This is a genomic window from Paracoccus hibiscisoli, from assembly GCF_005048265.1.
Lineage (GTDB): Bacteria > Pseudomonadota > Alphaproteobacteria > Rhodobacterales > Rhodobacteraceae > Paracoccus > Paracoccus hibiscisoli.
Genome location: NZ_SUNH01000026.1, coordinates 1 through 26,154, shown reverse-complemented (window position 1 = coordinate 26,154; position 26,154 = coordinate 1). Strand labels below are relative to the sequence as shown.

Genomic DNA, 26,154 nt, shown 5'->3' with positions numbered 1-26,154 from the left:
ACCTCAGCGGAAATGGGGGGTAGGGATCAGCTGGACCGCGCGGCGCGAAAGCCGCCGATCAGCCGGTCGAACAGGGCGTTCAGGTACAGCCCGTTGGCCAGGTGGACGCGCAGTCCCGCCATCGCCGGGTGATGCGCCCACAGCGGAAACAGCGCCTGCGCCACCGCGACCATCCCGAACGAGATCACCGCCAGCGCGATCAGCGCCCATTCCAGCGCGCCTGGCGACGGCGGCAGCGGCAGATGCGGCCCCCACAGTGCGCCTGCCAGCAGGTGAAAGCCGAAATAGCCAAGCGCCGCCGCGACCGATGCCATCGCCGTGCGCCGCGTCAGCGCCCGCGGGGCGGCATCGGCCAGCCCTTGCGCGACCAGATAGGCGGTGCCGAAGATCAGGATCGCACCCAAGGCCAGCGCCTGCGCCGATTTCTGGCCGCCGATCGCCGCGAATCCAAGCGCGACAGTCGCATAAAGGGCAAGGGCCAGCGCAAAGGCCTGCGCGACGGCACCGATGCCCGGCACGGCGACGGGGCCGGGGCGACCCGCCGCGGCCACCGCCGCGACCGCGTTGCCCGAGGCCAGGAACCCATGCGCCTTGTACAGCCCATGCGCCACGATATGCAGCAGTGCCAGCGACCACAGGCCCAGCCCGCATTGCATCAGCATGAACCCCATCTGCGCGACGGTGGACCACGCCAAGGCCGTCTTGACCGCGCTTTGGATCAGCATGACCGCCGCCCCGAACAGCGCGGTCAGACCGCCCATGGTGACCAGCACCGCCATCGCGCCGGGGCTGGCCTGGACCAGATCGGCCGTGCGGATCAGCAGCAGGCCGCCCGCATTGATGACCCCCGCATGCAGCAGCGCCGAGACCGGGGTCGGGGCCTCCATCACCTCGGTCAGCCAGCCATGCAGGGGAAAGGCCGCCGATTTCAGCAGCGCCGTCAGCACCAGCGCCGCAACCGCCCCCTGCGCGGCGGGGGTCAGCGGCCCGGTTGCCGCAGCCTTTAGCGTGGCCAGATCGGTCGTGCCGAAGGCGACCCACGCCATGACCGCGGCCAGAACCAGCGCCACGTCTCCCGCACCCCAGACCCGCACGAACTTGGCCGCCGCACGCCGTGCCGCGGGCCGATCGGGATAGAACAGCAGCAGGTCGCGCATCGCCGCGCCGATGACCATCGTGCAGACCGCCATCAGCGCCAGATCGCCGGCCTGCACAAGAACCAGCACCGCGGCCAGCACGATCAGGATGCCCGCCTGCGCCCGGGGGGCGCGCGCCTCTCCGTGCAGATAGGTCCGGCAATAGCGCAGGACGATCCAGCCGACGAAGGCGACCAGCACCGCCATGGTGACCCCGATCGCATCCAGCGTCAGGCGGACCCCCGGCGACAGGGCCAGCGCTTGCGCCCCGCCGGTCATCAGCTGCACCGCCCCGGCCAGTGACAGGGCCAAGGCGCACAGCGCCGCGGTTTCCGCCAGGCGCGGGCCGGGCCTGACCCGGGTCAGCAGGGCCGCAGCAACAAGCAACAGGGGGCCAAAGGCGGTCAGGGGCAGGATCTGGGTTGTCATGAAGGGCTCCGCGACAGTGTCCGGCACCGGATAGCCGCTGGAGATCATTCTTAAAAATACATATAATATGCCGAAACGTTCTATATTGTGGAAGCATCGTGAACCTGCACCATCTTCGCCTGTTCCGCGCCGTGGCGCTGGACGGCACGCTGACCGGCGCCGCGCGGCGGCTGAACCTGTCGCAATCGGCGCTGTCCACGCAGTTGCGCCAGTTGGAGGCGTCGCTGGGTCATGACCTGTTCGAACGGCGGGGACGGGGGCTGATCCTGACCGAGGCGGGCCGGATCGCGCTGGATCATGCCGAGGCGATCTTTCGCACCGCCGACGATCTGACCGCCATCCTGCGCGAGACGGGCCGGTCGCGGCACGCCCTGCGGGTGGGGGCGCTGGCCACCCTGTCGCGCAATTTCCAGATGCTGTTCCTGCGACCGCTGATCGGTCGCCCCGATGTCGAGGTCGTGCTGCGATCCGGCACCCAGGCAGAGCTGCTGCGCAATCTGGAGGGGCTGTCGCTGGATGTCGTGCTGACGAACCTGGCCCCCGCCCGCGATGCCGCCAGCCCATGGCTGATCCACCGGCTGGCCGAACAGCCGGTCAGTCTGATCGGGCGGCCGGACCTGGTGGGCAAGGGCCGGTCGCTGGCCCAGCTGCTGCGGTCGGAACCCCTGGTCCTGCCGGTGCCTGAAACAGCGCTGCGGGCCGATTTCGACACGATGGCCGCCCGGATGGGCATCGTGCCGCTGATCGCCGCCGAGGCGGACGACATGGCGATGCTGCGCCTGCTGGCGCGAGAGGGGGCGGGGATCGCGGTCATCCCTCCCATCGTCGTGCGGGAAGAACTGGACGCCGGATCGCTTGTCGAGGCCGCCCGACTGGCGGGCATCAGCGAGACGTTCTACGCCGTCACCCAGCACCGCCGCTTTCCGAACCCGCTTTTGGCGGACGTGCTGTCGCTTTGCGATAACAGGTGATCAGCAGTTTCAGCGCCTGCTGGCCTACAACAGGACCACCTGCTCGATATCAGGGTCGACTATGTTCGAGACAGCTCACCACCCGGCGCAATGAACTTTCAAGGCAGGGTGGGCCGTGCTCTGCAATGACGCCGCTTGGTCAGGTTGAATTTCGATAGCGTGCGGGTTCGCAACCGTTTTGAGCAAGGGCTAACCGATGGCACCGATAAAGGAAGGGGGTGGACTTGTTGTTTTAGAAGAGAAATCTCATATGAAATGAACCGTGCCTCCGGGCCAACTTTGGATCGATCATGACATATCTGCTTTTTGCTCTTGGGCTTGTGGCACTTTTCTTCGGGGGTGAGGCCCTCGTCAGGGGCGCGACGGCCATTGCCCGTCACTTCCGCCTGTCGCCAATGGTGATCGGCCTGACCATCGTGGGCTTTGGAACATCCGCACCCGAAATGCTGGTTTCCGTGCAAGCAGCGCTTGCAGGTCAGCCCGCCATTGCGATCGGGAACGTCCTGGGCTCGAACATCGCCAACATTCTGCTGATCCTCGGCATTTCAGCGGTCGTTGCCCCGCTCATCATCCCTGTGAAAAAGCTCTGGCGTGATCTCGGCTTCATGCTGTTGGCGACGGCGACCATCTGGATCATGCTCCTGGACGGCAATGTCACCCGGCTGGACGGCGTGGTGCTGATTGCTGGCCTTATCGTCTTCCTCGTCACCGCTTTCATGACCAGCAAGGTGGAAACCCCTGAGGTCGAGCTTGGGGATTCCCCTCAGTGGAAAGCCTGGGCAATGACCTTGGGGGGCTTGGTTGTCCTCGTCATCGGCGCCCGGTTGCTGGTGGACAGCGCGACGGAACTGGCACGCGCGTTCGGCATATCCGAGGCGGTGATCGGCCTGACGATCGTGGCGGTAGGAACCTCGCTCCCGGAACTGGCAACGTCCCTGATCGCAGCCATCCGCAAGCAGACCGAGATCGCCGTAGGCAACATCGTCGGCTCGAACATCTTCAACATCTTTGGCATCCTCGGCACCACGGCGCTGATCCATCCGATCGTTGCAGATCCGCGCTTTGCCTCCATCGACATGATCTGGGTGACGATTGCCGCTGTGGGGCTCTCCGTGCTGGCATTCGTCCTTGGGGGCCTACCGCGCATCGCAGGTTTTGTCCTCATGGCGACCTATGCCGGGTATGTGGCCTTGATCTAACTAGGCGGTTTCTGAGTTGCATGGCCCATCGCAGCCATTTGCTATCACCCACAGTGCAGCATTCGCATCCATACAGGCGCATTAGCTGGTCCCCGCTTGACCAGCACTTTGCGCGTGGCCTTGGATGCCCTTTGCCGCCCTCTTGGGAGAGCCATACCCGATCACAAGCATGACGCCCTCAAAGTGATCGGCATGACACTTGGTGCAAATCCAGTTGGCATCGAGTTCGCTTTTGCAGACCAGACAGGGATCATCCTCGACGTTGAAGTCGAGCGGAAATGGGACAGGGACTACCGCAATGGCGCACATGGTCTGTCTCATCAATGATCATCATTTACTATACACAAAATACCGTCAGGAACTGACAGCTATGCGACACCGGTGCCAAGCGATTCATGAGGCTGCCATGAGAGAGGCAGTGGCTTTTCCAGCCAGAGCTTTTCTTTGCAGGCGATCCAGTCAAAGCCAGCCAAGCCGCTTGAAGCGGACATAGAGGAACGTGCAGGCTCCCACGATGGCCGATAGCACGACAAAGTAGCCGTACCTGGTCGATAGTTCGGGCATGTTCTCGAAATTCATGCCGTAGATCCCTGCAATTGCCGTCGGCACGGCGAGGATGGCCGCCCACGCCGCCAGTTGGCGGGTGATGATGCCTGTGCGTTGCTGCTCCAGCAGGTTGCTGAACTCAAAAACCGAGGCCAGGACCTGAAGCAGCCCATCGACCATGGTCTGCACGCGCCGGACATGATCCAGGACATCGCTGAAGTACGGTCTTGTGTTCGCGTCGATGCAGGGAAGGTCCTGTCGGACCAGCTTGCCGGCGACTTCGCCCATGGGGCCCAGCACCCGCTGAAACCTGGTCAGATGGCGACGGAGCGCGAAGATGCGCGTGATCTCTTCGCGTCCGAGAAAAGTGTCGATGGTCTGCTGCTCCATCAACAGCACCTTCTCTTCGATCTGCTCGACGATGGGCAGATAGCCGTCGACGATGTAATCCAGAATGGCGTGCAGAACGTAGTCGACCCCGTGGATCAGCAGGCTCGGGACCGCCTCCAGCTGCGCACGCAACGCGATGTGAGATCGGGCCGATCCGTGGCGCACGCTGATGATATGGCTGTGGCCGACGAAGATGGCGGTTTCGCCATAGGTGATCGTATCGCCTTCCAGACGCGCAGTCCGCGCAACGACGAACAGCTGTTCGCCATAGATGTCCACCTTGGGCAGTTGATCCGCCTTTACGGCATCCTCGATGGCCAGCGGATGCAGGTCGTACTGCTCTTTGAGCGTCTGCATCTCCTCTTCGGTGGGATCACAGATCCCGATCCAGACGAACTCGGAGTTGTCCGAGGGGCAGTCGATCTTCTCGGTGATCGACACCTCGCGCACGCGCTTGCCGTGGCGGTAGAGATAGGCAGCAACGACCGTCATGGTAACCTTTGCGAACGATAGGCATCCTACGAGGCATAAGCCCTAACCCGACACCCACCGCTGGCGTCAAGGGCGGATCACGAGTGCTGATTCACAATCGTTATACCTACGTCTGGTCAGTCAACTAAATTGCCTGCGCAGTCGAAGTGGTCACCCTAATAGTTTCGCCCATCAAGTTCGCACCAGGGACGGTGCATTCTGCTAGTGTTCTGGTCTTGCCCCCGTTTCACCGGACACTCAGGCAGTTGCTGGTTTGAGCTGCGATGAACTCGCGAGGCGAGCGCATCTTCAGCCCTGAATGCGGGTGATTGTCGTTGTAGTCCTCGATCCAGCCTCCGATCCATCCGAGAACGGTTTGGGCGTCTGGTAGCGGCGTCACCTGGACGTAATCGTGCTTGAGCGTCTTCACGAATGCCTCTGACATGCCATTGCTCTGAGGGCTCCGCACCGGGGTGAAGCAAGGCTTCAGACCAAGTTGGCGAGCGAAGATCTGCGTGTCCTTGGCGATGGATCGTTGCAGACCCACCTTGGCACACAGATGCCGTCGGGGGGCGGTTACATCATCAACGCCCATGCCAACCACCACCTCAGACTGACAGAGTGCGCTTGCACTGATGAAAGGAACCAAGACCATGAAATGCCCCGTTGATGGAACGCTGCTCACGATATCAGACCGCCAGGGCGTGGAGATTGACTATTGCCCGACGTACAGGGAAGTCTGGCTCGACCGGGGTGAACTCGACAAGATCGTCAAAATGTGATAGTCTGCTACCGTTCTCGCAGAACCCCGCAGCGACAGTCGTTCGCCGCAGCGCGAACGCGACAGCCGAGCCCGCCGCGACGGCGATCGATATGATGACCGCCCCGACTATGATGACGAACACGATCCGAGCCGCCGCAAGCGTAAATCGATGCTGGGCGAACTGTTCGACTTTTGATCCCCACACCAGATTTCCGCGATAGCGCTGGTAGAACGGTTGCAATCGGGTGCGGGTTATGCCGCATCTCGTGTCTATCCTGCTAACTGAGACGCCGCTTGATTAACACCTTGCATCCGCCGAACTTTTCGTGTGCTGGTGGCTGTAACTTAACTTGGGGTATCGTTTCTTGATGCATGCTGTTTCGTTCCTGAACCGATCAATGATCCTGGCACTGCTCTGGATCGTCTTGACAGGTTCTGCTACAGATGCACTGCCCTATGGCGCCGTCGCGGTCGTGGTGGCGGCGGCGCTCAGCCTGCGGCTCTATCCGGCGGACCGACCGGGCGTCGGTGCCTGGCGCGTGGCAGTGTTCCTGCCGCGCTTTCTGGTGCAGAGCGTGCTAGGCGGTCTGGACGTGGCGCGCCGGGCCTTCGATCCGCGCCTTCCGGTTGGGCCGGGCTGGGTCGAATTGCCCCTGGCCAGCCGCCAGGTCGAAGCTAATGTGCTACTGGGCGGGGTTGTCAGCATGCTGCCCGGTACGCTGGCGGCCGGTCCCGGCGACGGCGATGGCGCGATGGCGCTGCATGTGCTGAACCTGCCCAGCTTTGCCTCGGCAGATTTTCACTCCCAGGAACAACGGATCCTCGGCCTATTTGGTCCCCGGGTCATCGCATCCGAGGCTCCGCATGGCTGACTGGTTCACGCTCGCCGCTATCTTCCTTTTGCTGACTGTCGCTGCGGCACTCCTGCGCTGCTGGCGCGGACCCGGCCCGGTCGAGCGGATCATGGCCGCCCAGCTGGCCGGTACCGGCGTGATCGGCGTCGCGGTGGTGCTTGGTGCGGCGCGCGAAAATGCGGCCTTTCTCGACGCGGCGCTGATCGGCACGCTGTTGGCGGCAGTCGCGGTCACCGCTTTCGTTCGGGTGGCCGCCGTGCCGCCGAAGCCTGACGCGGAGGACCGGGGATGATCTGGACCGAACTTTTGGTGCTGGCGCTGCTTGGCACGGGCCTTGGGTTCTATGCCGCAGGCTCGCTGGGATTGTTGCGCTTTCCCGACACGGCATCGCGGCTGCATGCGCTGACCAAGGCCGACAACGTCGGTCTTGGGCTGGTCGCGCTGGCGGCGGCGATCCACTGGGGTTCGGGCGCGGTGGCGGCCAAGCTTGCGCTGGTCTGGCTTCTTGCGGTGATCGCAGCCGGCACCACCTCGCAGCTTCTGGCGCGGCGGGTGCGCAAGAACGAGGAGCCCGACCGCAGATGAGCGGTGCCTTCGACCTCATCCTGTGCCTGATGATCCTCGGCACGGCGGGTATCGCGCTGTTCGTGCGCGACGCGCTGGCGGCGATCGCCTTCTTCATCGCCTTCGGCAACCTGATGGGGCTTGCCTGGCTCAGCCTTGGTGCGGTGAACGTGGCCCTGGCCGAGATAGCCATCGGCGCCGGTGTCACCGGCATCCTCCTGATCCTGGCGCGGGCGCGGCTCCTGGCGCTGGGCGATCCGGTGCATAGCGGCGACACACCGACCTGGCTGTGGCTCGGGGCCTTTGCGGCCTGCACCAGCTTTTCCGTGCTGCTGGCGGCCACGGTGTTGTCGATCACCCCGGAAAGCGGGCTGGACCGGGTGGTCGCACCGCTGATGCCAGGGCTTGGCATCGAGAACCGGGTGACCGGGGTTCTGCTGGCTTTTCGCGCCTATGACACGCTTCTGGAAAGCTTCGTCCTGCTGGGCGCGCTGGTCGCGGTCTGGTCGCTGGCACCTGCGCGGGCCTGGCCGGGCCGACCGGCGGAACCCCGCATGGCCGACGGACAGATGCATCAGGTTGCCGGGGCCTCCGGGCGGGTTCTGCTGCCCGTGGCGCTGGTGATGGCGGCCTATCTGGTCTGGGCCGGGTCCGACCTGCCGGGCGGAGCCTTCCAGGCGGGAACCGTGCTTGCGGGCGGGCTGATGCTGGCGGCGATGGGCGGGGCCATCGGCCTGCCACGCAGCGACCGGCCGCTGTTGCGCGCTGCCTTGGTGCTGGGGCCGCTGGTCTTTCTGGCGATCGGGCTGGGCGGCATCGCGGCGGGCGGATTCCTGATCTATCCCAAGGGCTTGGCTAAGGCGCTGATCGTGACCATCGAATACACGCTGTTCCTGTCGATCGGGGTGACGCTGGCACTGCTGGTGGCCGGGCCGCCGGTGGCCGATTCCCCTGTCCCGGACGCGGGCGGAAACGGCTGAGATGGAACTCCTGGCACCCGAACCGGTCTCCGCCGGTCATATCTACGCGGTGACGGGGGCAATCCTGACCGCACTCGGGTTCTACGCCTTCATCGTCCGGCGACATGCCTTGCGTCAGCTTCTCGCGGTCAACGTGGTCGGAGCGGGCGTCTTTCTGATCCTGGGCGGTCTCGGCCGCGGGCCGGATGCCATTGACCCGATGCCGCAGGCGCTAGTGATCACCGGCATCGTCGTTGCGGTGGCACTGACCGCCTTTGGCGCGGCGATGATCGTGCGGCTGGCCGAAGCACCTCGGTCCCCAGATCAGGGCAAAGCCGGAAAGCCGGACGCATGAACCTGCTTGGCCTTCTGGTGGCGGTGCCGCTTGGCTTCATGGTGGCGGCGCTCTTGCTGCGTGGCAGCGGTCGCTGGCTGATCCTGGCGGCGGCACCGGTGATGGCGGGGCTGGCGCTGTGGCTGGCGCTCCTGCCGCCGGGGACAACGCTGCTGGTCGGCAACTGGGACCTGCCGCTGGGCATCCTTCTGCGCGCCGACGGGGTCGCGCGGCTGATGGTACTGGCGGGCGCACTGGTAATCGGTGCCATCGGGCTGCATGCGCTGGTCGATCCGCCGGGCGGCAATGATGGCGGCGCGGCCACGGCCGAGACATTCTGGCCACTCCTCTACCTGATGTGGGCCGGGGCCAATGCGGGTTTTCTGACCACCGACCTTTTCAACCTCTACGTCACGCTGGAGATGGTCAGCCTGGCAGCCGTGGCGCTGGCCGCGATGGGGTCGCTTGCGGCGGCGCTGCGCTATTTCATGATCGCGATGCTGGGCTCGCTGGCCTATCTTCTGGGCGTGGCGCTTCTGGTGGCGAATTACAACACGGTCGACGTGACCCTGCTGGCACAGGTCGCGCGCCTCGATCTGGCGACGGTCATGGCGCTGGGGCTGATGACGGCGGGGCTTCTGATCAAGGCTGCGCTCTTTCCCATGCACGGCTGGCTGCCGCCCGCCCACGCCGCCGCCCCCGCTCCGGCCAGCGCGCTTTTGTCGGCGATTGCGGTCAAGCTTGGCTTCGTGATCCTGTTGCGCCTGTGGTTCGAGGCTTTCCCGGCCATCACCGGCTCTGCCGCCCTGCATGTGCTGGGTGGCCTGGGTGCGGCGGCGGTGATCTACGGGTCGATCCAGGCGATGCGGCAGGACCGGCTGAAGCCGCTGGTGGCCTATTCGACGGTGGCGCAGGTCGGCTATCTGTTCCTGGCCTTTCCGCTGGTCGCCGGGGCGGTCGAGCCTTCCAGCGCTTGGGCCGGGATGACGCTGCACGGCGTGGCGCATATGCTGGCCAAGGCGGCAATGTTCCTTGCGGCAGGGCTGATGCTGAAGGCTGCCGCCGGTGACCGGATCGCCGATCTGGGCGGACTGGCGCAGGCTATGCCCCTGACCGTGACCGCCTTCGGCCTTGCGGCGGTGTCCCTGATGGGGCTGCCGCCCTCGGGCGGGTTCACCGCCAAGTTCCTGCTGCTAAGCGCAGCAATCGAGCAGGGCGCGTTCCTTTATGCCGGAGTGCTGGTGGTGGGTGGCCTTCTGGCAGCGGTCTATCTCTTTCGGGCGCTGTCGGCCTGCTTTGCCCCTTTGGCTGGCGCGGGACCTGATACCGCGTCGCGCGGCCCGGTGACCGGCGGAGTGAAAGCCGTGGCACCGCTGGCGCTGGCGGGACTGGCGATCGTTATGGGATTTGCCGGCACCGCGCTGGTCGACGTCTCGGCCATTGAGGTACCCTGGGCCACGCCCACGGTGATCCAACCGGAGGTCGCGCCATGATGACCTTCGCGCCGCTGCTTTTGGTGTTCCTGCCGCTGGTCGCCGCCGCGGTCAGCTTTGCCTTGCCAGAGCGGCTGTCCTCCTGGCGCAACGCGGCCAACCTCGGCGTGGCCTTTACCAAGCTGCTGGTAGTAGCCTACCTGCTAAACGCGACTGAGGCCGGTCTGGTGTTTGAATGGCGCTACGAGTTCCTACCGGACAACGATCTTGTGCTGCGGCTGGACAAGCTTGCGCTCTTGTTCGTGACTCTGTCGGTGTTCTTGTGGCTGATGACCACGATCTATGCCATCGCGTATTTCGACCGCGGGCCGAACCTGTCGCGGTTCTTCGGCTTCTTCAATCTATGCGTTCTGGCGGCGACCGGCGTGGCGATGTCGGGCACCGCGATCACCTTCTTCCTGTTTTACGAACTGCTGACGCTGGCGACCTGGCCGCTGGTCGCGCATAAGGGCGACGATAAGTCGCTGCGCGCGGGGCGGATTTACCTTTCCTACACGCTGGCGGGCAGCGTTGCCTTCCTAGCCGGGATCCTGTGGCTGCAGTCGCTGGTCGGGGCGATCGAGTTCGCCGCGCCGCCGGACCTGACCGGCATCCCCGCGCTGACCCTGACGCTGATCTTCATCCTGTGCATCGGCGGGCTGGGGGTGAAGGCCGCGATCTTCCCCCTGCATGGCTGGCTTCCCGAGGCAATGGCCGCCCCCGCCCCGGTCAGCGCGCTTCTGCACGCCGTCGCAGTGGTCAAGGCCGGAGCCTTCGGCATCGTGCGGATGATCTATGATGTCTACGGCATCGGCACCGTGGCCGACCTGGGGCTGGGCCTGCCGCTGGCGGCGCTGGCCTCGGTCACCATCCTTTACGGCTCGGTCCGCGCCTTGATGCAGACCGATCTGAAGAAGCGGCTGGCCTATTCCACGGTGAGCCAGGTCAGCTACATCATCCTTGGCGCCAGCCTGATCGGGCCATATGCCGTGATCGGCGGGCTGGTGCATCTGGTGCATCAGGGGATCATGAAGATCACCCTCTTTATGTGCGCCGGCGCGCTCGCGAACCGCATGGGGATCAAGGCGATTGCCGATCTGGACGGGGCGGGCCGCCTGATGCCGGTGACGATGGCGGCGTTCTCGGTCGGCGCGCTGGGCATGATCGGGCTGCCGCCGGTCGCGGGCTTCATCTCGAAATGGTATCTTGGGATCGGCGCGCTGCAATCGGACGCGGCCTGGGTGGTGGCGGTGCTGGCGGGCTCGTCGCTGTTGAACGCCGCCTATTTCCTGCCGCTCCTCTATCGCGCCTGGCTGTTGCCGCCCCCTGCGGACCGTCCCGCCATCCGCGAACTGGCCACCACGCGCGACCGGATGCTGATCCTGCCTGCAGCGGTGACTGCCCTGGTGTCGCTGGGGGCGGGCATCTTCGCCTCGCTGCCATTCAGCCCGCTGGCCTGGGTCACCCTGATCGCCGAGGGGGGCTACCTGCGATGACAGCCGACCTGTCGCTGCTCTTGCCGCTGGCTGTCCTGTGGCCGATGCTGCTAGCGAGCCTCTCCCTCTTGCCGGGCTGGGGCCCGCGCATGGTGACGCTCTTGCCGCTCGGCCCGCTACCGGGGTTGGCGGCCGCGGTCATCACCCCGCGCGACACCCCGGTCGCGCTGCCGGGGATCCTGCTGGACGGCGGGCTGGAACTGACCGGGACCGGTGCGCTGTTTCTGGGCGGGGCGGCGCTGCTGTGGTTCTGGGCCGGGGTCTACGCGGCCTTCTACCTGCGGCACGACGGCCGGCCCACGTCTTTCGCGCTGTTCTGGAACCTGGTGCTGGCCGGCAATCTTGGCGTCTTCATCGCCGCAGACATCATCAGCTTCTACGTCTTTTTCGCGCTGGTCTCGCTGCTGGCCTATCCGCTGGTGATCCATGACCGCAAGCCCGCGTCGATGCGGGCGGGCACCGTCTATCTGGTGCTGGCCGTGCTGGGCGAGGTGGCGATCCTGGTCGGGCTGATGCTGGCCTCTTACGGCGCGGGCGGAGCCATCGGGATCGAGGCGGTGCGCGCCGCCCTAGCCCTGCCTTCGACGCATCCTGCGGCACTCGGGCTTCTGATCGCGGGCTTCGGGATCAAGGCCGGGCTAATGCCCTTGCATGTCTGGCTGCCGGTGGCGCATCCGGCGGCACCGGTGCCGGCCTCGGCGGTGCTCTCGGGCGCCATCGTCAAGGCCGGGATCTTCGGGCTTGTGGCGTTCCTGCCGCTGGGCACGCCGGCACTGGGGGCGGGAACTGTCCTGATGATTCTGGCCTTCACTGGGCTGTTCCTTGCGGCGCTGCTGGCGCTGGGGCAGGCTGGGGCGAAGTCGGTGCTGGCCTATTCGACCGTCAGCCAGATGGGGCTGGTCATGGGCGTGCTGGGCTATGCCCTGGCGCAAGGCAGCGCGCCCGCCACGCTGCTGCCGGCGCTGGCACTCTTCACGCTGCATCACGGGCTGGCCAAGGGGGCGCTGTTTCTTGGCGTCGGGCTGGCCCCGACCTGCGGCCGGGCCTGGCGCTGGGGGCTCATGGCGGTACTGGCGGTGCTGGGCCTGTCGCTGGCCGGGGGCCCGCTGCTGGCCGGGGCGCTGGTCAAGTCGGCGCTGAAGGACCCGGCCGGGGCCCTTGGCGCGACGCTGATCGGGCTGTCGGCGCTGACCACTGCGCTGGCGATGGCGCGCTATCTGGCGGTTCTGCCACGGTCGAAACCGCGCCGCCGCCCGCCGGTCCTGATGGCGCTGGCGTTCCTTGCGCTGGCGGGCGCGGCGCTCTGGCTGCCCTGGCTGCTCTACGCCGATCTTGCCGACAAGTCCCCGCTGGCGACGGATCTGCGCGCGCAGATCACCGATGCCTGGCCGCTGGGCCTGGCGGTGCTGCTGATCGCCGGGGCCGCCGCGGTCGGGCTGAAACCGCCCGCCCTGCCCGAAGGCGATGCCCTCGGCCCGGTGCAGCGCCGGGCCGCAGCCCTGACCGTCGCCGCCCGGGCCGCCATGCGCGCCGGATCACGGTCCCTGCGCCGGTCGCGTCCGAAGCCGCAGACGGTCATCGCCGAGGACTTGGACCGCGTCGAGGACATCTTCCGCGAAGGTGCCGCCGCTGCGATCCTGCTGCTGGCCGTCACCGGTGCGATCCTGGCCTCCGTCCTGATCTGAGGCGACCCCGCGCTTCGACCCCTGCGGACCACTGTGCGACGAACCCGCCATCGACCGGCACCACCGCGCCGGTCATGAACCCGGCCTCGGGCGAGCAGAGCTAGACGATCAGGCCCGCCACCTCGCCGGGAGCGCCGATGCGGCCCATCGGGTGCAGCCCGTCCATCATCTGGCGGCTGGTCATCTTGCCCCCGTCGCCTGTTCGGCCAGCGAATCGAGCATCCGGGTGTCGATCCCGGCCGGGCAGACCGAATTCACCCGGATCCCCGACTTGGCATATTCAAGTGCTGCATTGCGGGTCAGCCCGTTCACCCCGTGCTTTGCTCCGACATAGGACGCAAGGCCCGGAAAGCCGATCAGCCCGGCGACCGAGGACAGATTGACGATGGCCCCCCGTCACCGCCCTGGGCCAGCATCTGGGTGATCTCGGCCTGCAGGCACAGGAAGGTGCCCTTCAGGTTGACCGCGATGATGCGGTCGAAATTCGCCTCGGTCTGCTCGATGAAGGGCGCGATCGTGCCTTCGATGCTGGCGTTATTGCAGGCACAGTCCAGCCGACCATAGGCCGCGACTGTGGCGGCGACCAGCGCCTGGACATCGGCTGCAACCGACACGTCGGCGCGCAGGAAACATGCCTCGCCGCCCCTGGCGCGGATCAGCGCCGCGGTTTCCTCGCCGCCCCCGGTCTCGACATCCGAGACCATGACCCTTGCCCCTTCGGCGGCGAATTTCAGCGCCGTCGCGCGCCCGATCCCCGCCGCAGCGCTGGAGACCAGCGCGACCTTTCCAGCCAGCAATGCCATGTCCGATTACTTTCGTTCCGGTTTGCGTTGCCGCGATGCTGCCATAGCCGGTATCGACCAAGCCTGACATGGATCAAGCAGGCGCCGGATTTCCGCGTTTTCGCCTGGACGTCCGGAAAGGCTTGCCTTTGCGGCGAATAGCGCAAACCCTCACTAGATGATCGAGACGCTTCTTCTGGCAACCAATTTCGCCCGGCAGTCGGTGGCGGCGCTGGACCGGGCATTGTTGCTGTAGCGCGGCCATGCCGAGCGGATCAGCATGCTGCATGTCGTGGACCCCGAGGTATCGGCCGCGCTGGTCTTGGGCGACGGTGGTACCGAGCCACCGGTCATGACCGAGTGGCTCGACGCCCGCCAACCCGCCGACGCCGTGCGCCCCGAGATGCTGATCCGCAAGGGCGAACCCCATACCGAAATTCTTGCGGCCGCCGAGGCGGGCGACCACGATCTGATCGTGCTTGGCGCGTCGCGGTCGCGCGGGCCTCTGGCGGGGCTTCTGGGGACAACGATCCAGCGGGTGCTGCGCGGCAGCACCCGTCCCGTGCTGTCGGTGCGACAGCAGCCGCAGGGCCCCTACCGGCGCGTCCTCATCGCCTCCGACCTGTCGGACCCCGCCGATCTCGCGGCCCAGACCGCACTGTGGCTAGGGGTTCTGGATAGCGCGCGCATCCGTCTTGTCCATGCGACCGGTGGCGATGCAGCTGCGGCCGCAGATACCGCGCCCGAGGCCGGCCTGCGCGCCCTTGCCGCGCGCCTTGACCCTGTCCCGTCCGACCGGATCGAGGTATCGGTGCTGCTGGCCGTGTGTTGATTTCCGCTGAGAACTGAGCCGGGTTTGGAGTGAACCCCATGGGGTGGACGACATCGCACCATTCGAACTAAGCCGCTTTCTGGGCAAACAGGGTTTCGAATTCCTCTGGGGTTCTGTAGCCGAGGGCTGAGTGAAGCCTTCTCGTGTTGTAGATCTGCTCAATGAAGATCGGCAAGCGGACTGCCACATCGGCAAAAGTCTCGTAACCGGCTCGATAGACCTCCTCGACCTTCTGGGTCTTCATAAAGCTATGAGCCTGCGCGTTATGATAAGGATTGCCGTCGCTGCTCATCGAACGGCGCAAGCCTGAAGCAGCGAGGGCGTCCCAATAGCTTTAGGATGCGTACTGACAGGCGCGATCCGTATAATGAATGCAGCCCTTGGAAGGCTTTCTGGTCATGACGGCCGCGCGCAGAGCTGCGAGTGCCAGTTCCGTATCCAGATGCTGTGACAATCCATAGCCTATGACTTTGCGGCTACAGGCATCCAGGATGGCGGCCAAATAGCAGAAGCCTGTGACGACGCGGATGTAGGTGAAATCTGCGACCCAGACCCTGTCAGGGCGATCGGGAATGAGGTTGCGATACAGGTTGGGAAAGATTGGAGAGTCATGCCGGCTGTCAGTCGTACGCACAGAGCGCTTGCGGGGCTTGATGCCCAGTCCCGCTACTCGCATGCCCCGTGCTACCCTTTTGTGATTGATTGCAAAACCACGGCGCCGAAGCTGGTGAGTCACGCGTCTATAGCCATAGCAGGGTAGCTTATCCTGGACATCTTCGATGATGGCGGTGAGTTCGCCGTCTGTCAGCTCGAGGGTCCTGGCATAGCGGTAGTAGTAGTAGGTGCTGCGCGGCAGGTTCATGGCTTTGCACCCCCGTCTGACGGAGCAGCCAAGGGGCCGCTGATCACGAAGAATCTTTCGCTGCCGCCCGCGGTCCACATCCGTGGTGTTTTTTCAAGATCCAGCTCCATCGTGAGCTGACCCATCTTCCGCTCGAGCGCGGCAATGCGAGCTTCATACTCTGCAATGACACCGGCCTTGGCTTCCTCGTCGTTCAAACCCCCCGGTCATATTGCGTAAGCCATAGCTGAATGAGGTTGGCGGAAAGATTGTGGCTGCGCTGCGCATCGCGCCGCCCAAGAGCGCCGGTGCGGGTGTCTTGGCAAAGCCGCAGCTTGAACGGCGTGGAATGCCGGCGGTAGGGACCTCGTGGTGTCATGGGCCTTCTCCAATCAAGGCCCGTCCAGCGTATCAGCTGTGGTCCAGCCCATGCAGTTCACTCCAGTGGCCAGGAGATTTCCACTGAGAAGTGACCTATGTTTGAACGCGCCCTGGCTTTGGAAGCGGGGACAACGGAGTAATTGACATGGCGCTACTGAGTGTGATCCGACGCTGGGGGCTGCGGGATCGGCTGTCCATCCGGGAGATTGCGCGGCGGACGGGGCTGTCGCGGAACACCATCCGCAAGTATCTTCGGGCAGGCACGGTGGAGCCGGCGTTCCGGACGCCGGATTGGCCGAGCAAGCTGGATCCGTTCGCGGACAAGCTGTCGGCGTGGCTGAAGACGGAAGCTGGCAAGTCGCGCAAGAAGCGGCGAACGCTGAAGCATCTCCACAAGGAGCTGGTCGCTCTGGGCTACACCGGTTCCCACAACCGTGTCGCGGCCTTCGCGCGGCAGTGGAAGGCCGATCACCAGTGCGAGGAGCAGAGCGCCGGCCGCGGCACCTTCGTCCCGCTGGTGTTTCAGCCCGGGGAGGCCTTCCAGTTCGACTGGAGCGAGGACTGGGCGACGATCGCGGGCGAGAACACGAAGCTCCAGATTGCCCACATCAAGCTGTCTCACAGCCGGGCATTCCTGCTGCGGGCCTATCTGCTGCAGACGCACGAGATGCTGTTCGATGCTCACTGGCACGCGTTCCGGGTGTTCGGCGGGGTACTAGGGCGGGGCATCTACGAAAACATGAAGACCGCCGTTGACCGGGTCGGCCGGGGCAAGGTCCGGAGGGTCAACACGCGGTTCCTGGCGATGACCAGCCACTACGTCTTCGAGCCTGAGTTCTGCAACCCGGCAGCGGGCTGGGAGAAAGGGCAGGTCGAGAAGAACGTGCAGGATGCCCGGCACCAGATCCTTCAGCTGATGCCGGACTTTTCCGGATCTGGCGGCGATGAACGCCTGGCTCGAGGAACGCTGCATCGAGCAGTGGGCGCGCCTGCCGCACGGCATGCTGCCGGGCACGATCGCTGAGGCTTGGGCTGCGGAACGGGCTGCGCTGATGCCGACACCGCCGACCTTCGACGGCTTTGTCGAGCAGAGCAAGCGGGTCTCGCGTTCCAGCGCTTTCATATTCTCGGCAATCTCACTCGGGATACCGGCGCGCCTGCCGCTGTCGATTTGGGCCTTCTTGACCCACTCGTTCAGGGTTTGTGCGGTGTAGCCGATCTTCGCCGCGATCGACATAACCGCCTGCCAGCGCGACTTATGCTGGCCCTCGGTGTCGAGAGCCAGCCGCACTGCGCGCTCGCGGACCTCAGGGGAAAACTTGTTCGTCGTCTTGCTCATCATGCTCCATCCTACTCAAGAGTTGGAGTCTCCGGCAGACCCGGCGCAGTTCAGTGCCCACCCGGTCCTCCTATGTGATCGCCGTCGTGACCGAGGGCGAACGGACGGCCGCCGCCAGCTTCACCTCGGTGCCACGCAGCCTTGCCGCCGCGGTCAGTCCCTCGATCGCGGGGGCAATGATGGGGGCGGGATGGCTGGCCGTACCGTTTCTCGTCTGCGGCGGGCTCAAGATCACCTACGACCTGCTGCAGCTGCACCAGTTCCGCCACATCCGCGCCCCGGAGGAGTGCTAGGCGCAGTCCCCCGCTCAGGCCGCCTTGGGCCAGCGGCGGTGCAGATCGTCGATGACGACAGCATGGGCATGGTGGGGCCGTGTTCGGCCAGATGCGGATGGTCGGGCGGCAGGTCCGGGTGGACATGCGGCAACACGGTCAGGTCATCGGCGGGCCACAGGCGCAGCACCGCCACCAAACTGGCCGCCCGGATCCCCGCCAGCACCAGCGCCGCGACCGACAGCCCCGCGCCCGCGCCCGCGCCGATACAACCCGCCAGTGGATACGTGACCAGCCAGCAGGCGTGTGAAAACGCGAGTTGTGCGGCAAAGACCGCGCCCCGGTCGGCCTCGCGCGCGGAGCGGTTGATGAAGCGCCCGATGGACGTCCGGGTCAGCGAAAAGCCGAAGCCGATGGATGGCTCCAGGGGCGATCAGGCCTGTCAGGTTAAACAACCAACAAGCCCAGAACAAAGGCCAGCCGATCAACTACGCCCGCGGACGGGAAGAAGCTGCGGGTAAGTAAGGGCAGCATCGAGGCCCCCTTTGCCGGCGAGCACGGCTGGTTCTGGCGCAACCGCGACGCCGCCGCCGTCACCATCACGCTGAAATTGCGCGGCACCTAGGTCATCGAGACCTAATGAGAAGGGCTTCGGTCATCGGCAGCCTGGTCCGCTGGTGGCCAACCCGGACCTTCCGTCGCACCGGCGGGAGATTTCAGCGCAACATTTTGCGCCAATGCCCAACGGATCCTGCAGGCCGCGTTAACCGGCCTGCTCGTATCCCGTGGGCCAAGTTGGCGCTGGCATCTCTTTTTGCCAAAGATTCTTCGAGCCCTGCAAGTTTAGCTGTCCAGCCCGAAATGAGGCTTCGCTTCCCTGACTGCCACCTTCCCCGCCTACCGCACCCCATACGCCGTCGCCAGTGTACATCCTGATGGCCACCAGGGTGCAGTGTGAGAATCACCATTGAAACGGGCATTGCAGATTAGTCGCCAACCGGGACGCACAGCGACCTGTGCAGGCCGCCAGCATGGCGCCCCAAGCGAAAGCCTGGAGCCAGGACCAAGCTGCCGTATCGCCACAGGCGCCTGCTTAGTCGTTCAGCCAGACCTTAATTACCGCCGAGAAGTGCCAGCCGATCCAGACGGATAGGACGGACAGGACCAGGCCCAGTGCCACAATCCGCCCAAATACCGGCGATCGTGAGCGGAGGGCAAGCACAAGTCGTACCATGGCATTGACCGTCAGGGCAGCCGCCAAGGGCATCACGGCCTCACCCGCCGGCATCTGGCCTGCAGCCACCAGTGAGGCTAGAGCGACGGCAGCCGAACTTGTGCTGATCAACCCGGCCAGGGCCGCTGACAGCAGTACGGCCTCGGTACCAAACCGATCGTTCAGCATCGCAGAGATCAGGATGACCGCTGTCACGGTCAAAGCGAACTTCACCGCGTCCTTGACGCTAAAGATCCGCGAGGGCAATTCGATCCCCGCCGGCTCGCCCCCTTTTCGCGTAGCCAGGTAGACCAGCAGGGCGCTGAAGATCAGCACGACCACGGTCGGTACCACCAGCACCGGCAATGCCAGGGCGAACAGGGACGGGCTGACCAGGCCCAGCACCATGCCGGTCTGCACCAGCGACGACACCGAAGACAAGGTGGCCCCCGCCGCCGCTGGCTGGATGAAGCGGACGGCCGTATCACCCGGTGCGTCGACCTTGCGGCCCATCTCGACCACGGTGGCCGTCGAGGACACGAAACCCGACAGGAACCCCGAAAGTGGCAGGCCAAGCCGGTCGCCGAAGACCCGGGTGCAGATGTGACTGACCGCCCCGATGACCATCACCAGGATGACGATGACAAAGATGGCGCGCGCATTGATCGCACCGTCCGGCCCGAAGCCGGTATCGGGGATCACTGGCAGGATGATCAGACCTGAGACGCCAAGGATCAATCCGTCGCGCATCTCGAAGTCGTTCAGGACCGAGCGGCTGAAGTCGCGCAGGGCCGACCGTGCCGCCAGCAGGGTGACGACCAGCACCCCCGACGCGGCGGCAAGGAACGTATGCTCGACCGACAACCCACCCAGAACCACGACCAGCACCAGCGCGAGGCTGGTGGTCATTCCTGCCTGCCGGTCCGGCTGCGACAGATGTGCGACCGCCCGCAGGACGCCCACCGCGGCCAGCGCCACCGCCAGCAACGGCAGCCCGCCCGCATACTGGCTGAGTGCGCCAATCAGCGAGGCGAGCGAGAAGGTCCTGACCCCGATCGGGGCCGGACCGCCGTTCTCGCCCCCGTTGCGCTCGCGCTCGATCCCGATCAGAAGACCGATGCCGAGCGCCTCGAGCAGCAGCAGGGCCTGACTTGCTTCTTCCATCATCCGATCACTGCGCCCTTCCGACTCGGCTCAGGCCATCGGGCGCGCCGCGCTTTGACCATTCCTCACTGCGCCTGCGGCCACAAGACCATCCACGCCGATATCAGGCCGCGACCAGGACGACCACGACCAGGGCCAGCAGCGGGCCGACGCAGGCGACCATGAAGATGTCGGCATAGGCCTGACGATGGGTCAGCCGGCAGACGCTGAGGGCGTTGTTGCGTAACTCACGCCTGGGGCATGATTGTCCCTTCCCCTTTTGGCCTCAGTCCACACGAATGATTTCGGCCGTTCCGAGGGCCGAGAAGCGGTTCATCAGTGTGACGCGGATCTGGATTTCGGCGGTCTGGCGATCGGGGTCTCTTGCCGCGATGCGTTCACCGAAGGCCTTGAGGCACCGCATCTTCGCTTCGATCCGACTTCGGACGTGGTATCCCGTCCATCGCTTCCAAAACGCCCTGGCATAGTGCCGGGTGGCACGCAGGGTTTCGTTTCGGGCGATCGCGGCAGGGCAGTCCTCTTTCCAACATCGGCCGTTCTTCCGGATAGGGATGATCGCGGTGGCCTCGCGGCGACGCCATCCATCGGTTGGACTTCGTAACAACCGGCAAGGACGTGCTACGCCCCGGAGGCTGCATCGCTGCACACGAGGTAACGTCGATCTACCTTCTTGACCTTGCCATCACCCGCAATCTATTTCCTTGCGCATGGGGCCTGCGACCGCCCCACGAGGCGTCAGCCGAAGTTCGCGTTCCATTGAAACCTTCACGGGAGGAACGCCCATGCCTGCGCCCAATGCGATTTCCATCGACAAACTTGCCCGGATCTTCGGCACGCCGCGCGCGCCGGTCATTCTGGATGTCCGGTCCGATACCGACTTCGCTGCCGATCCGCGGCTGGTGCCGGGGACCATCCGCGCGGATGACCGTGCGCTGGCCGATCTGCCGCCGCTGCCGCCCGGTCTTGTCCTCGTGCTCTGCCAAGCGGGTCATCGTCGCAGTCAGGGTGCTGCGGCGTGGCTGCGCGCCGAAGGACGCCCGGCCGAATACCTGGAAGGTGGTTTTGTCGCGTGGCGAGAGGCAGGCTTGCCTTTGATTCGGACGGACCATTTGCCCCCGCGCGACGGGCAGGGCCGCACAGTCTGGGTCACCCGCGCGCGACCCAAGATCGACCGGATCGCCTGCCCGTGGCTGATCCGCCGGTTCGTCGATCCCCGTGCGGTAATCCTGTTCGTGGCGCCGGCCGAAGTTTCGGGTGTGGCCGAGCGCCATGAGGCTGCGCCGTTCGACATCGAGGATGTCTTTTTCAGCCATAGGGGCGATCTGTGCAGTTTCGACGTGATGCTGGCTGAACTGGGCCTGTCCGTTCCGGCGCTGGACCGACTGGCCGTGATCGTGCGGGCTGCCGATACGGCACGGCTGGACCTGGCACCCGAAGCAGCGGGGCTGCTGGCCGTCTCCCTTGGCCTGTCGCGCATGTATGCCGACGATCTGGAGCAGTTGGAGGCGGGAATGCTGGTCTATGACGCGCTCTATCGGTGGGCGCGTGACGCGACCGGCGAGACCCATAACTGGCCCACCAACAAGTCGAGGGCAGAATGATGACGACCCGTCCCTATCCTACCCTTGCCGAGGCCACCCGCATTTGGGCGCGCATTGGCCTGCTCAGCTTTGGCGGTCCCGCAGGCCAGATCGCCTTGATGCACCGCGTGCTGGTCGAGGAACAAAAATGGCTGGGCGAGCGGCGGTTCCTGCACGCGCTGAACTACTGTATGCTGCTGCCCGGCCCCGAGGCGATGCAGCTGGCCGTCTATATCGGCTGGCTGATGCACCGGACACTTGGCGGTATCATCGCGGGGTTGCTGTTCGTACTGCCCGGTGTCGTGGCGATTATGGGTCTGTCGTGGATCTATGCGATCTGGGGCAATACTGGCGTGCTGGAAGGGCTGTTCTTCGGGCTCAAGGCCGCAGTGCTGGCCATCGTCGTGCAGGCGATCATCCGCATCGGGTCGCGCGCCCTGAAGAACCCTACGATGATCGGCATCGCCGCTGCGTCCTTTGTTGCCATCTTCGCATTTGGGGTGCCGTTTCCGGTCATCATCCTGACCGCAGCGGTCGCGGGATATCTGGGCGCGCGGTCCGGGCTAGCCGCATTTCAAGGCGGCGGTGGGCACGGCAAGATGGGCGGCACCCAGGTCGAAGATGCCGATACCTTGCTGGGAGAGGGCACGCCCGATCACACACGGGTCAGCGCGGGGTGGGCGGCCCGCATCTCGGTCGTGTTCCTAGGGCTCTGGTTGCTGCCAGTGGCAGCGCTGTTCCTAATGCTTGGGCCGCAGAACGTGTTCTCTCAGATTGCCGGGTTCTTCAGCGTGATGGCGGTGGTGACCTTTGGCGGTGCCTATGCGGTGCTGGCCTATGTCGCCCAGCAGGCGGTCGAGACCTATGGCTGGCTGGCCCCCGGGGAAATGCTGGACGGGCTGGGCATGGCCGAAACCACCCCGGGGCCGTTGATCATGGTGACGCAGTTCGTGGGCTTCATGGGAGCGCTGCGCGAGGCGGGCAGCCTGCCGCCGCTGCTGGCCGCGACCCTGGGCGGGCTGCTGACCACCTGGGTCACATTCCTGCCGTGCTTCCTGTGGATCTTCCTGGGCGCGCCCTTCATCGAACACCTGCGCGACAATCACGCGCTGAGCGCCGCGCTGACGGCGGTGACAGCGGCGGTGGTGGGGGTGATCCTGAACTTGGCGCTGTGGTTCGGGCTGCACGTGCTGTTCGGCCAGCTGCGCCCTGTCACCGCGATGGGGCTGGACCTGGACTGGCCGGTTTGGTCCACGCTGGACGTGGCCGCACTGGCGCTGGTCAGCGTCGCCATCGTGGCGGTGTTCCGCTTCAAACTGGGCGCGGTTACGGTGTTGGCGATCTGCGCGCTGGCCGGGCTGGCCCTGCGACTTGCCGGGATCGCTTGATGACGCCTGATCTGCTGACGGGCATTCTGAAAAAGGACATAAGCCTATGATCAATTCGCCCATCGTCACCGCGCCTCAGCTGGCCGATATGGGTCTGTTTCGTCTGCTTTACGTCCCCACAGCAGAGGAACGTCCCACGGGCATGACGGTTGTGCCGATCCGGATCTGGGTTGCCACGGCCAAGCAAAGCGACACGGGGTTTGATGACCTCGCCTATTGGCAGGACCAGATTGCACAATTGGGCCTGACGCAGGATGCCCTGACCGTGGTCCTGGACGACGGCAGCATGACCGAGGCCGCCCGGGTTTGGTTCATCCTGCAGTATTTCGGGCTTCCGGCCGCGGTGCTGAACGGGGGCCTGCCGGACCTTGGGACGCCTCCCGCGCAGGCGATGCCAGGCACCTCCGCACCCGACCTTCGCCCGGGCGCGGGGGCAGTCGGCCTCATCGGGCGGCAGGAGCTGAAGACAGCCTTGCCATCCGTCCAGATTTTTGATGCCCGGACCGCTGCCGAGTTCAGCGGCGAAGATCTGAAGGGGAACAAGCGTGGGGGCCATCTGCGCGGCGCCGCGCATCTCGATCATCGCGATTTGCTAGACGGGCGGCATCTGCGACCGGCAGCCGAATTAGTGCAGATGATGGCTGATGCAGGGGTCCGCCGCGGCGTTCCTGTCGTCACACACTGTCAAGGCGGCGGACGCGCAGCCCTGGCAGCCTTGGCCGCACTCACCGCGGGGCAGGAGGATATCAGGGTCTACTATCTCAGCTTCGGGGACTGGGCTGCGGATGAAAGCTGCTCCTTAGAGTAGCTCTACCGCAGCGAATTTCTTAGCATAGCAAGGTTGTTCTCATTGCTTAATCTCTGGATGCCCCCAGAAGCATCCCCGGAAAATGTGGATAACTTGGCGCTCAATCCAATGAACCCACTTCCCCTCCATATTGTGTTGTCACCAAGTTAAAATGTCGCGTGTTCCGCTATTTAGAAAAGTCGCTGCCCGTGCGGCGAGGGCTGAGCCGACCCCGGCCCGCTCTCTCCATAAAGGGCCGTAGGGACGGGGTCGGCGGCGGAAGCAAAGTTGCGCGAGAGGCAGCTATGCGGGACTTTCCTGCCGGTCAGCCTGCCGAGATCACCGAGCACGCGGGAATAGGAACGCTCGATCGGTCCCCGGCATCCCGATCCGTCGGTAGAACGCGGCTGCATCAGGGGAAGCGACGAGGAGACACATACTCTCTTCGCCGGCAGCTTCGCGGGTAAGCGCTATGAGCTTAGTGCCGATTCCTCGGCTTTGGTAATCTTTGTGAACTGCCAAATCTGACAGATAACAGGCATAAGCCCAATCGGTCAGTGACCTGGCAACGCCTACGAGACGGCCTTCGCTGGCCTCTCTGGCGGTGATGATCAACGAGGCCCCTTCAAGCATTCTTTGCAGGCGCTCGAGATCATCTACTGGCCGGCGCTCGGCAAGGCCGGATGACAACAAGATTTCAGTGAACTCAGTGGCTGAAATGTCCTCTCGCCTATACTCGATGTTCATAAGATCTAATCCCAAAATCAACCATCGCGACCGTCATCATAGTCGTATCGCGACCGACGGCTATGGGCTCTTCGCGTCATTCAGCTGGCGGCGGCAGCGCTGCCGCCTGGTCCTCGGACGCACGGCGCTCAGCGCGCTTATCGAGCCAGCTCTTGCGGCCTCGGGGCGGTTTGCCGCTCGGGGTGTAGCGGGTGCGCTGTTTGCCGACCGGGCCGATCTGAGGCGGATTGGCCTCCTGCTGCGCCTTGATGTAGGCCAGCATATCGCCAAGGTGTTTATTCTCGGTGATCGCGGTATGGGTCACGCGCTGCTGGCTGGGATCAAAGATCCGATAGGGCAGCAGGACACCCTTCCAGCGGATCTCGAAGGGCCGGTCGGCATAGCTATAGGTCTCGACATAACGGCCGATCGCGCTGCGCGCATGCTCGCTGTCATCGAGGATGAACTTCCGGCGCTCATAATGCACCACGAGGCTGGCGCCGACCTGCCTCTGGTCACGAACACAGAGGATATCGGCCAGACGTGACGCGGGCAGGTTGACCGGCCGGTGCAGGTTCCCGGGCCGGGCAGGGGGATGGGCAAAACGCAGATTGTGCCGATCGATGAAGCCCGGCAGGAAGGCGTTTCCGGCCTTCATGTCGCTGATCCCGGACAGCCGCAATTCCTTGACCAGCCGGTCCTGCAGCGTCCGGTTGGCACGCTCCACACGCCCCTTGGCCTGGCTGCTGTTGGCGCAGAGGATCTCGATGTTCAGCTCATTCAGCGCGCGGCCGAACTGCGTCATGCCGTGCCCGCTCCGGGCCTCTTTCTTGTTCACCCGGAAGACGCTGTGCTTGTCTGAATAGAAGGCGACGGGCAGGCCGTGCTCCTTCAGGTAGTCCGCAAGAGCCGCGAAATAGCTCTCGGTCGACTCCGAGCGCACGAAGCGCAGATGCATGAGCGCACCGGTGGCATCGTCAATGAACACCAGAAGCGTACAGGCGGGACCACGATCCTCAAACCAGCGGTGCTCGGAGCCGTCGATCTGGATCAGCTCGCCCAGGGCCTCGCGCCGCAAGCAGGGCTGATGCACCCGCCGCCGATGGGTCCGGTTCTGCCACAGGCCCGCCGCCATCATCCACGTCCGCAGGCTCTCGGACGAGACCCGGATGCCATGCCCGCAGGCCAGCTTCTCGGCCGCCAGCGTCGGGCCAAAGTCGGGATAGTCACTGCGGATGAGCGACAGGATGTAATCGCGCTTCAGAGCGCTGATCCGGTTGTTCGAGGGGCGGCCACGCAACTTGTGGCGCACGGCCACAGCGCCTTCGTCGCGCACCTTGTGGAGCAGACGCTGCACCTGGCGCTGACTCAGGTCCAGCACGCGCGCCGCCGTGGCCGTCCTCAGGCTTCCGTCCAGCACCTGCGCCAGAACCTCGATCTTCTGCAGCTCTCGCTCACTCATCAGAACAAGTCCCATATCGCTGTTCCTCGTGACCCGTTTCTGGATGGCCCAAGGGTCATCCGTCAGGGCAGAGGCGACAAATCAACTTTGCCAGTTCGCGACAATTCTATCTGGGTTT

At 64.9% G+C, this 26,154-nt stretch carries 28 protein-coding genes and 4 pseudogenes; 18 read left to right on the top strand and 14 right to left on the bottom strand.

What is annotated here, in order from left to right:
• Positions 1–26: 26 nt before the first annotated feature.
• Positions 27–1,565, bottom strand: a complete 1,539-nt coding sequence (locus FA740_RS16015) for a proton-conducting transporter transmembrane domain-containing protein (protein WP_136857819.1) — start codon at positions 1,563–1,565, stop codon at positions 27–29.
• A gap of 98 nt (positions 1,566–1,663) precedes the next feature.
• On the opposite strand from FA740_RS16015, the gene FA740_RS16010 reads away from it, so the two are divergent.
• The 3 genes from FA740_RS16010 to FA740_RS16000 all read left to right on the top strand — a co-directional run bounded on the left by FA740_RS16010 (position 1,664) and on the right by FA740_RS16000 (position 4,062).
• Positions 1,664–2,536, top strand: a complete 873-nt coding sequence (locus FA740_RS16010; RefSeq protein WP_246053681.1) for a LysR family transcriptional regulator — start codon at positions 1,664–1,666, stop codon at positions 2,534–2,536.
• Between the two features lie 290 nt (positions 2,537–2,826).
• Positions 2,827–3,735, top strand: coding sequence for a calcium/sodium antiporter (locus tag FA740_RS16005; protein ID WP_042250039.1), 909 nt, complete (start codon positions 2,827–2,829; stop codon positions 3,733–3,735).
• Between the two features lie 114 nt (positions 3,736–3,849).
• A complete protein-coding gene (locus FA740_RS16000) occupies positions 3,850–4,062 on the top strand; it encodes a hypothetical protein (protein WP_136857817.1) in 213 nt (70 codons plus the stop codon).
• 132 nt (positions 4,063–4,194) lie between these two features.
• Here FA740_RS16000 and FA740_RS15995 read toward each other — a convergent pair whose 3' ends face one another.
• Positions 4,195–5,163, bottom strand: a complete 969-nt coding sequence (locus tag FA740_RS15995) for a magnesium and cobalt transport protein CorA (protein WP_042250041.1) — start codon at positions 5,161–5,163, stop codon at positions 4,195–4,197.
• A gap of 226 nt (positions 5,164–5,389) precedes the next feature.
• Positions 5,390–5,671, bottom strand: a pseudogene (locus FA740_RS15990) (integrase core domain-containing protein); the annotation flags it as partial.
• Between the two features lie 106 nt (positions 5,672–5,777).
• On the opposite strand from FA740_RS15990, the gene FA740_RS20460 reads away from it, so the two are divergent.
• The 9 genes from FA740_RS20460 (at position 5,778) to FA740_RS15945 (ending at position 13,269) form a co-directional block, all read left to right on the top strand.
• On the top strand, positions 5,778–5,924 hold the full coding sequence (locus FA740_RS20460) for a TFIIB-type zinc ribbon-containing protein (protein ID WP_338119675.1): 147 nt from the start codon (positions 5,778–5,780) through the stop codon (positions 5,922–5,924).
• A gap of 379 nt (positions 5,925–6,303) precedes the next feature.
• Positions 6,304–6,777 carry a Na+/H+ antiporter subunit E gene (locus FA740_RS15980; RefSeq protein WP_052650125.1) on the top strand — a complete coding sequence of 158 codons (474 nt, stop codon included), beginning with the start codon at positions 6,304–6,306 and terminating at the stop codon, positions 6,775–6,777.
• Positions 6,770–7,051, top strand: coding sequence for an MrpF/PhaF family protein (locus tag FA740_RS15975; protein ID WP_042249992.1), 282 nt, complete (start codon positions 6,770–6,772; stop codon positions 7,049–7,051). Before FA740_RS15980 ends, FA740_RS15975 begins: the two co-directional genes overlap by 8 nt.
• Positions 7,048–7,344 (top strand): cation:proton antiporter, encoded by a 297-nt coding sequence (locus FA740_RS15970; RefSeq protein ID WP_042249993.1) that lies wholly within the window; start codon positions 7,048–7,050, stop codon positions 7,342–7,344. Before FA740_RS15975 ends, FA740_RS15970 begins: the two co-directional genes overlap by 4 nt.
• Positions 7,341–8,303: a hydrogenase subunit MbhD domain-containing protein gene (locus FA740_RS15965; protein WP_136857815.1), complete on the top strand. Its 963-nt coding sequence runs from the start codon at positions 7,341–7,343 to the stop codon at positions 8,301–8,303. Before FA740_RS15970 ends, FA740_RS15965 begins: the two co-directional genes overlap by 4 nt.
• Before the next feature lies 1 nt (position 8,304).
• Positions 8,305–8,637, top strand: coding sequence for an NADH-quinone oxidoreductase subunit K (locus FA740_RS15960; RefSeq protein WP_136857814.1), 333 nt, complete (start codon positions 8,305–8,307; stop codon positions 8,635–8,637).
• Positions 8,634–10,109 carry a complex I subunit 5 family protein gene (locus FA740_RS15955; protein WP_136857813.1) on the top strand — a complete coding sequence of 492 codons (1,476 nt, stop codon included), beginning with the start codon at positions 8,634–8,636 and terminating at the stop codon, positions 10,107–10,109. Before FA740_RS15960 ends, FA740_RS15955 begins: the two co-directional genes overlap by 4 nt.
• Positions 10,106–11,584 (top strand): proton-conducting transporter transmembrane domain-containing protein, encoded by a 1,479-nt coding sequence (locus FA740_RS15950; RefSeq protein WP_197054752.1) that lies wholly within the window; start codon positions 10,106–10,108, stop codon positions 11,582–11,584. The genes FA740_RS15955 and FA740_RS15950 overlap by 4 nt, the downstream gene beginning before the upstream one ends.
• On the top strand, positions 11,581–13,269 hold the full coding sequence (locus FA740_RS15945; RefSeq protein WP_136857812.1) for a complex I subunit 5 family protein: 1,689 nt from the start codon (positions 11,581–11,583) through the stop codon (positions 13,267–13,269). Before FA740_RS15950 ends, FA740_RS15945 begins: the two co-directional genes overlap by 4 nt.
• Before the next feature lie 180 nt (positions 13,270–13,449).
• On the opposite strand, the gene FA740_RS20370 is transcribed toward FA740_RS15945, so the two are convergent.
• Positions 13,450–13,626 (bottom strand): SDR family NAD(P)-dependent oxidoreductase, encoded by a 177-nt coding sequence (locus tag FA740_RS20370; protein WP_252930528.1) that lies wholly within the window; start codon positions 13,624–13,626, stop codon positions 13,450–13,452.
• Positions 13,626–14,072, bottom strand: a complete 447-nt coding sequence (locus FA740_RS19915; RefSeq protein ID WP_197054753.1) for an SDR family NAD(P)-dependent oxidoreductase — start codon at positions 14,070–14,072, stop codon at positions 13,626–13,628. Before FA740_RS19915 ends, FA740_RS20370 begins: the two co-directional genes overlap by 1 nt.
• A 259-nt stretch (positions 14,073–14,331) precedes the next feature.
• On the opposite strand from FA740_RS19915, the gene FA740_RS15935 reads away from it, so the two are divergent.
• Positions 14,332–14,883 (top strand): universal stress protein, encoded by a 552-nt coding sequence (locus FA740_RS15935; protein WP_052650133.1) that lies wholly within the window; start codon positions 14,332–14,334, stop codon positions 14,881–14,883.
• A gap of 67 nt (positions 14,884–14,950) precedes the next feature.
• Here FA740_RS15935 and FA740_RS15930 read toward each other — a convergent pair whose 3' ends face one another.
• The 3 genes from FA740_RS15930 to FA740_RS20165 are packed head-to-tail and all read right to left on the bottom strand — an operon-like array spanning position 14,951 to position 15,942.
• Positions 14,951–15,187, bottom strand: coding sequence for an integrase core domain-containing protein (locus FA740_RS15930; RefSeq protein ID WP_255351411.1), 237 nt, complete (start codon positions 15,185–15,187; stop codon positions 14,951–14,953).
• 30 nt (positions 15,188–15,217) lie between these two features.
• Positions 15,218–15,745 carry an IS3 family transposase gene (locus FA740_RS15925; RefSeq protein WP_042249997.1) on the bottom strand — a complete coding sequence of 176 codons (528 nt, stop codon included), beginning with the start codon at positions 15,743–15,745 and terminating at the stop codon, positions 15,218–15,220.
• Complete coding sequence (locus FA740_RS20165) at positions 15,742–15,942, bottom strand: hypothetical protein (protein WP_231559036.1); 201 nt, start codon at positions 15,940–15,942, stop codon at positions 15,742–15,744. The genes FA740_RS15925 and FA740_RS20165 overlap by 4 nt, the downstream gene beginning before the upstream one ends.
• Positions 15,943–16,250: 308 nt before the next feature.
• On the opposite strand from FA740_RS20165, the pseudogene istA reads away from it, so the two are divergent.
• Positions 16,251–17,259, top strand: a pseudogene (gene istA, locus FA740_RS15915) (IS21 family transposase); the annotation flags it as partial.
• On the opposite strand, the pseudogene FA740_RS15910 reads toward istA, so the two are convergent.
• Positions 17,196–17,444 (bottom strand): annotated as a pseudogene (locus tag FA740_RS15910) (transposase); the annotation flags it as partial. The pseudogenes istA and FA740_RS15910 sit on opposite strands and share 64 nt — an antisense overlap.
• 53 nt (positions 17,445–17,497) lie before the next feature.
• Between FA740_RS15910 and FA740_RS15905 the strand changes: the two are divergent.
• A complete protein-coding gene (locus FA740_RS15905) occupies positions 17,498–17,737 on the top strand; it encodes a hypothetical protein (protein ID WP_042249998.1) in 240 nt (79 codons plus the stop codon).
• A 426-nt stretch (positions 17,738–18,163) separates the two neighbouring features.
• Here the strand turns inward: FA740_RS15905 and FA740_RS19785 are convergent, their stop codons facing one another.
• The 3 genes and pseudogenes from FA740_RS19785 to FA740_RS15890 form a co-directional block, all read right to left on the bottom strand.
• On the bottom strand, positions 18,164–18,337 hold the full coding sequence (locus FA740_RS19785; protein WP_169306332.1) for a hypothetical protein: 174 nt from the start codon (positions 18,335–18,337) through the stop codon (positions 18,164–18,166).
• Positions 18,338–18,809: 472 nt separating this feature from the next.
• Entirely contained in the window at positions 18,810–20,096 is a 1,287-nt protein-coding gene (locus FA740_RS15895) for an MgtC/SapB family protein (RefSeq protein ID WP_042250000.1), read from the bottom strand.
• Between the two features lie 262 nt (positions 20,097–20,358).
• Positions 20,359–20,664 (bottom strand): annotated as a pseudogene (locus tag FA740_RS15890) (IS5/IS1182 family transposase); the annotation flags it as partial.
• 211 nt (positions 20,665–20,875) lie between these two features.
• Between FA740_RS15890 and FA740_RS15885 the strand changes: the two are divergent.
• From FA740_RS15885 to FA740_RS15875, 3 genes are read left to right on the top strand one after another with little or no spacing between them, the layout of a single operon-like run.
• Positions 20,876–21,694 carry a chromate resistance protein ChrB domain-containing protein gene (locus tag FA740_RS15885; RefSeq protein WP_042250001.1) on the top strand — a complete coding sequence of 273 codons (819 nt, stop codon included), beginning with the start codon at positions 20,876–20,878 and terminating at the stop codon, positions 21,692–21,694.
• Positions 21,694–23,061, top strand: a complete 1,368-nt coding sequence (chrA, locus tag FA740_RS15880) for a chromate efflux transporter (RefSeq protein WP_136857811.1) — start codon at positions 21,694–21,696, stop codon at positions 23,059–23,061. The genes FA740_RS15885 and chrA overlap by 1 nt, the downstream gene beginning before the upstream one ends.
• A gap of 46 nt (positions 23,062–23,107) precedes the next feature.
• Positions 23,108–23,869 (top strand): sulfurtransferase, encoded by a 762-nt coding sequence (locus tag FA740_RS15875; protein WP_042246922.1) that lies wholly within the window; start codon positions 23,108–23,110, stop codon positions 23,867–23,869.
• Between the two features lie 318 nt (positions 23,870–24,187).
• On the opposite strand, the gene FA740_RS15870 is transcribed toward FA740_RS15875, so the two are convergent.
• On the bottom strand, positions 24,188–24,595 hold the full coding sequence (locus FA740_RS15870) for a GNAT family N-acetyltransferase (protein WP_136857810.1): 408 nt from the start codon (positions 24,593–24,595) through the stop codon (positions 24,188–24,190).
• A gap of 76 nt (positions 24,596–24,671) precedes the next feature.
• Positions 24,672–26,051 (bottom strand): ISNCY family transposase, encoded by a 1,380-nt coding sequence (locus FA740_RS15865; protein ID WP_136857809.1) that lies wholly within the window; start codon positions 26,049–26,051, stop codon positions 24,672–24,674.
• Positions 26,052–26,154: the final 103 nt, after the last annotated feature.

Excerpts from the sequence above, each read along its gene's own strand:
- FA740_RS16005 (WP_042250039.1), top strand. The coding sequence starts at position 2,827 with ATGACATATCTGCTTTTTGCTCTTGGGCTTGTGGCACTTTTCTTCGGG.
- FA740_RS15885 (WP_042250001.1), top strand. The coding sequence starts at position 20,876 with ATGCCTGCGCCCAATGCGATTTCCATCGACAAACTTGCCCGGATCTTC.
- FA740_RS15870 (WP_136857810.1), bottom strand. The coding sequence starts at position 24,595 with ATGAACATCGAGTATAGGCGAGAGGACATTTCAGCCACTGAGTTCACT.
- FA740_RS15995 (WP_042250041.1), bottom strand. The coding sequence starts at position 5,163 with ATGACGGTCGTTGCTGCCTATCTCTACCGCCACGGCAAGCGCGTGCGC.
- chrA (WP_136857811.1), top strand. The coding sequence starts at position 21,694 with ATGACGACCCGTCCCTATCCTACCCTTGCCGAGGCCACCCGCATTTGG.
- FA740_RS15865 (WP_136857809.1), bottom strand. The coding sequence starts at position 26,051 with ATGGGACTTGTTCTGATGAGTGAGCGAGAGCTGCAGAAGATCGAGGTT.
- FA740_RS15960 (WP_136857814.1), top strand. The coding sequence starts at position 8,305 with ATGGAACTCCTGGCACCCGAACCGGTCTCCGCCGGTCATATCTACGCG.
- FA740_RS15950 (WP_197054752.1), top strand. The coding sequence starts at position 10,106 with ATGATGACCTTCGCGCCGCTGCTTTTGGTGTTCCTGCCGCTGGTCGCC.
- FA740_RS15970 (WP_042249993.1), top strand. The coding sequence starts at position 7,048 with ATGATCTGGACCGAACTTTTGGTGCTGGCGCTGCTTGGCACGGGCCTT.
- FA740_RS15980 (WP_052650125.1), top strand. The coding sequence starts at position 6,304 with ATGATCCTGGCACTGCTCTGGATCGTCTTGACAGGTTCTGCTACAGAT.
- FA740_RS15935 (WP_052650133.1), top strand. The coding sequence starts at position 14,332 with ATGCTGCATGTCGTGGACCCCGAGGTATCGGCCGCGCTGGTCTTGGGC.
- FA740_RS15955 (WP_136857813.1), top strand. The coding sequence starts at position 8,634 with ATGAACCTGCTTGGCCTTCTGGTGGCGGTGCCGCTTGGCTTCATGGTG.
- FA740_RS15925 (WP_042249997.1), bottom strand. The coding sequence starts at position 15,745 with ATGAACCTGCCGCGCAGCACCTACTACTACTACCGCTATGCCAGGACC.
- FA740_RS15945 (WP_136857812.1), top strand. The coding sequence starts at position 11,581 with ATGACAGCCGACCTGTCGCTGCTCTTGCCGCTGGCTGTCCTGTGGCCG.
- FA740_RS15975 (WP_042249992.1), top strand. The coding sequence starts at position 6,770 with ATGGCTGACTGGTTCACGCTCGCCGCTATCTTCCTTTTGCTGACTGTC.
- FA740_RS15965 (WP_136857815.1), top strand. The coding sequence starts at position 7,341 with ATGAGCGGTGCCTTCGACCTCATCCTGTGCCTGATGATCCTCGGCACG.
- FA740_RS19915 (WP_197054753.1), bottom strand. The coding sequence starts at position 14,072 with ATGGCATTGCTGGCTGGAAAGGTCGCGCTGGTCTCCAGCGCTGCGGCG.
- FA740_RS15875 (WP_042246922.1), top strand. The coding sequence starts at position 23,108 with ATGATCAATTCGCCCATCGTCACCGCGCCTCAGCTGGCCGATATGGGT.
- FA740_RS15895 (WP_042250000.1), bottom strand. The coding sequence starts at position 20,096 with ATGATGGAAGAAGCAAGTCAGGCCCTGCTGCTGCTCGAGGCGCTCGGC.
- FA740_RS16015 (WP_136857819.1), bottom strand. The coding sequence starts at position 1,565 with ATGACAACCCAGATCCTGCCCCTGACCGCCTTTGGCCCCCTGTTGCTT.
- FA740_RS20460 (WP_338119675.1), top strand. The coding sequence starts at position 5,778 with ATGAAAGGAACCAAGACCATGAAATGCCCCGTTGATGGAACGCTGCTC.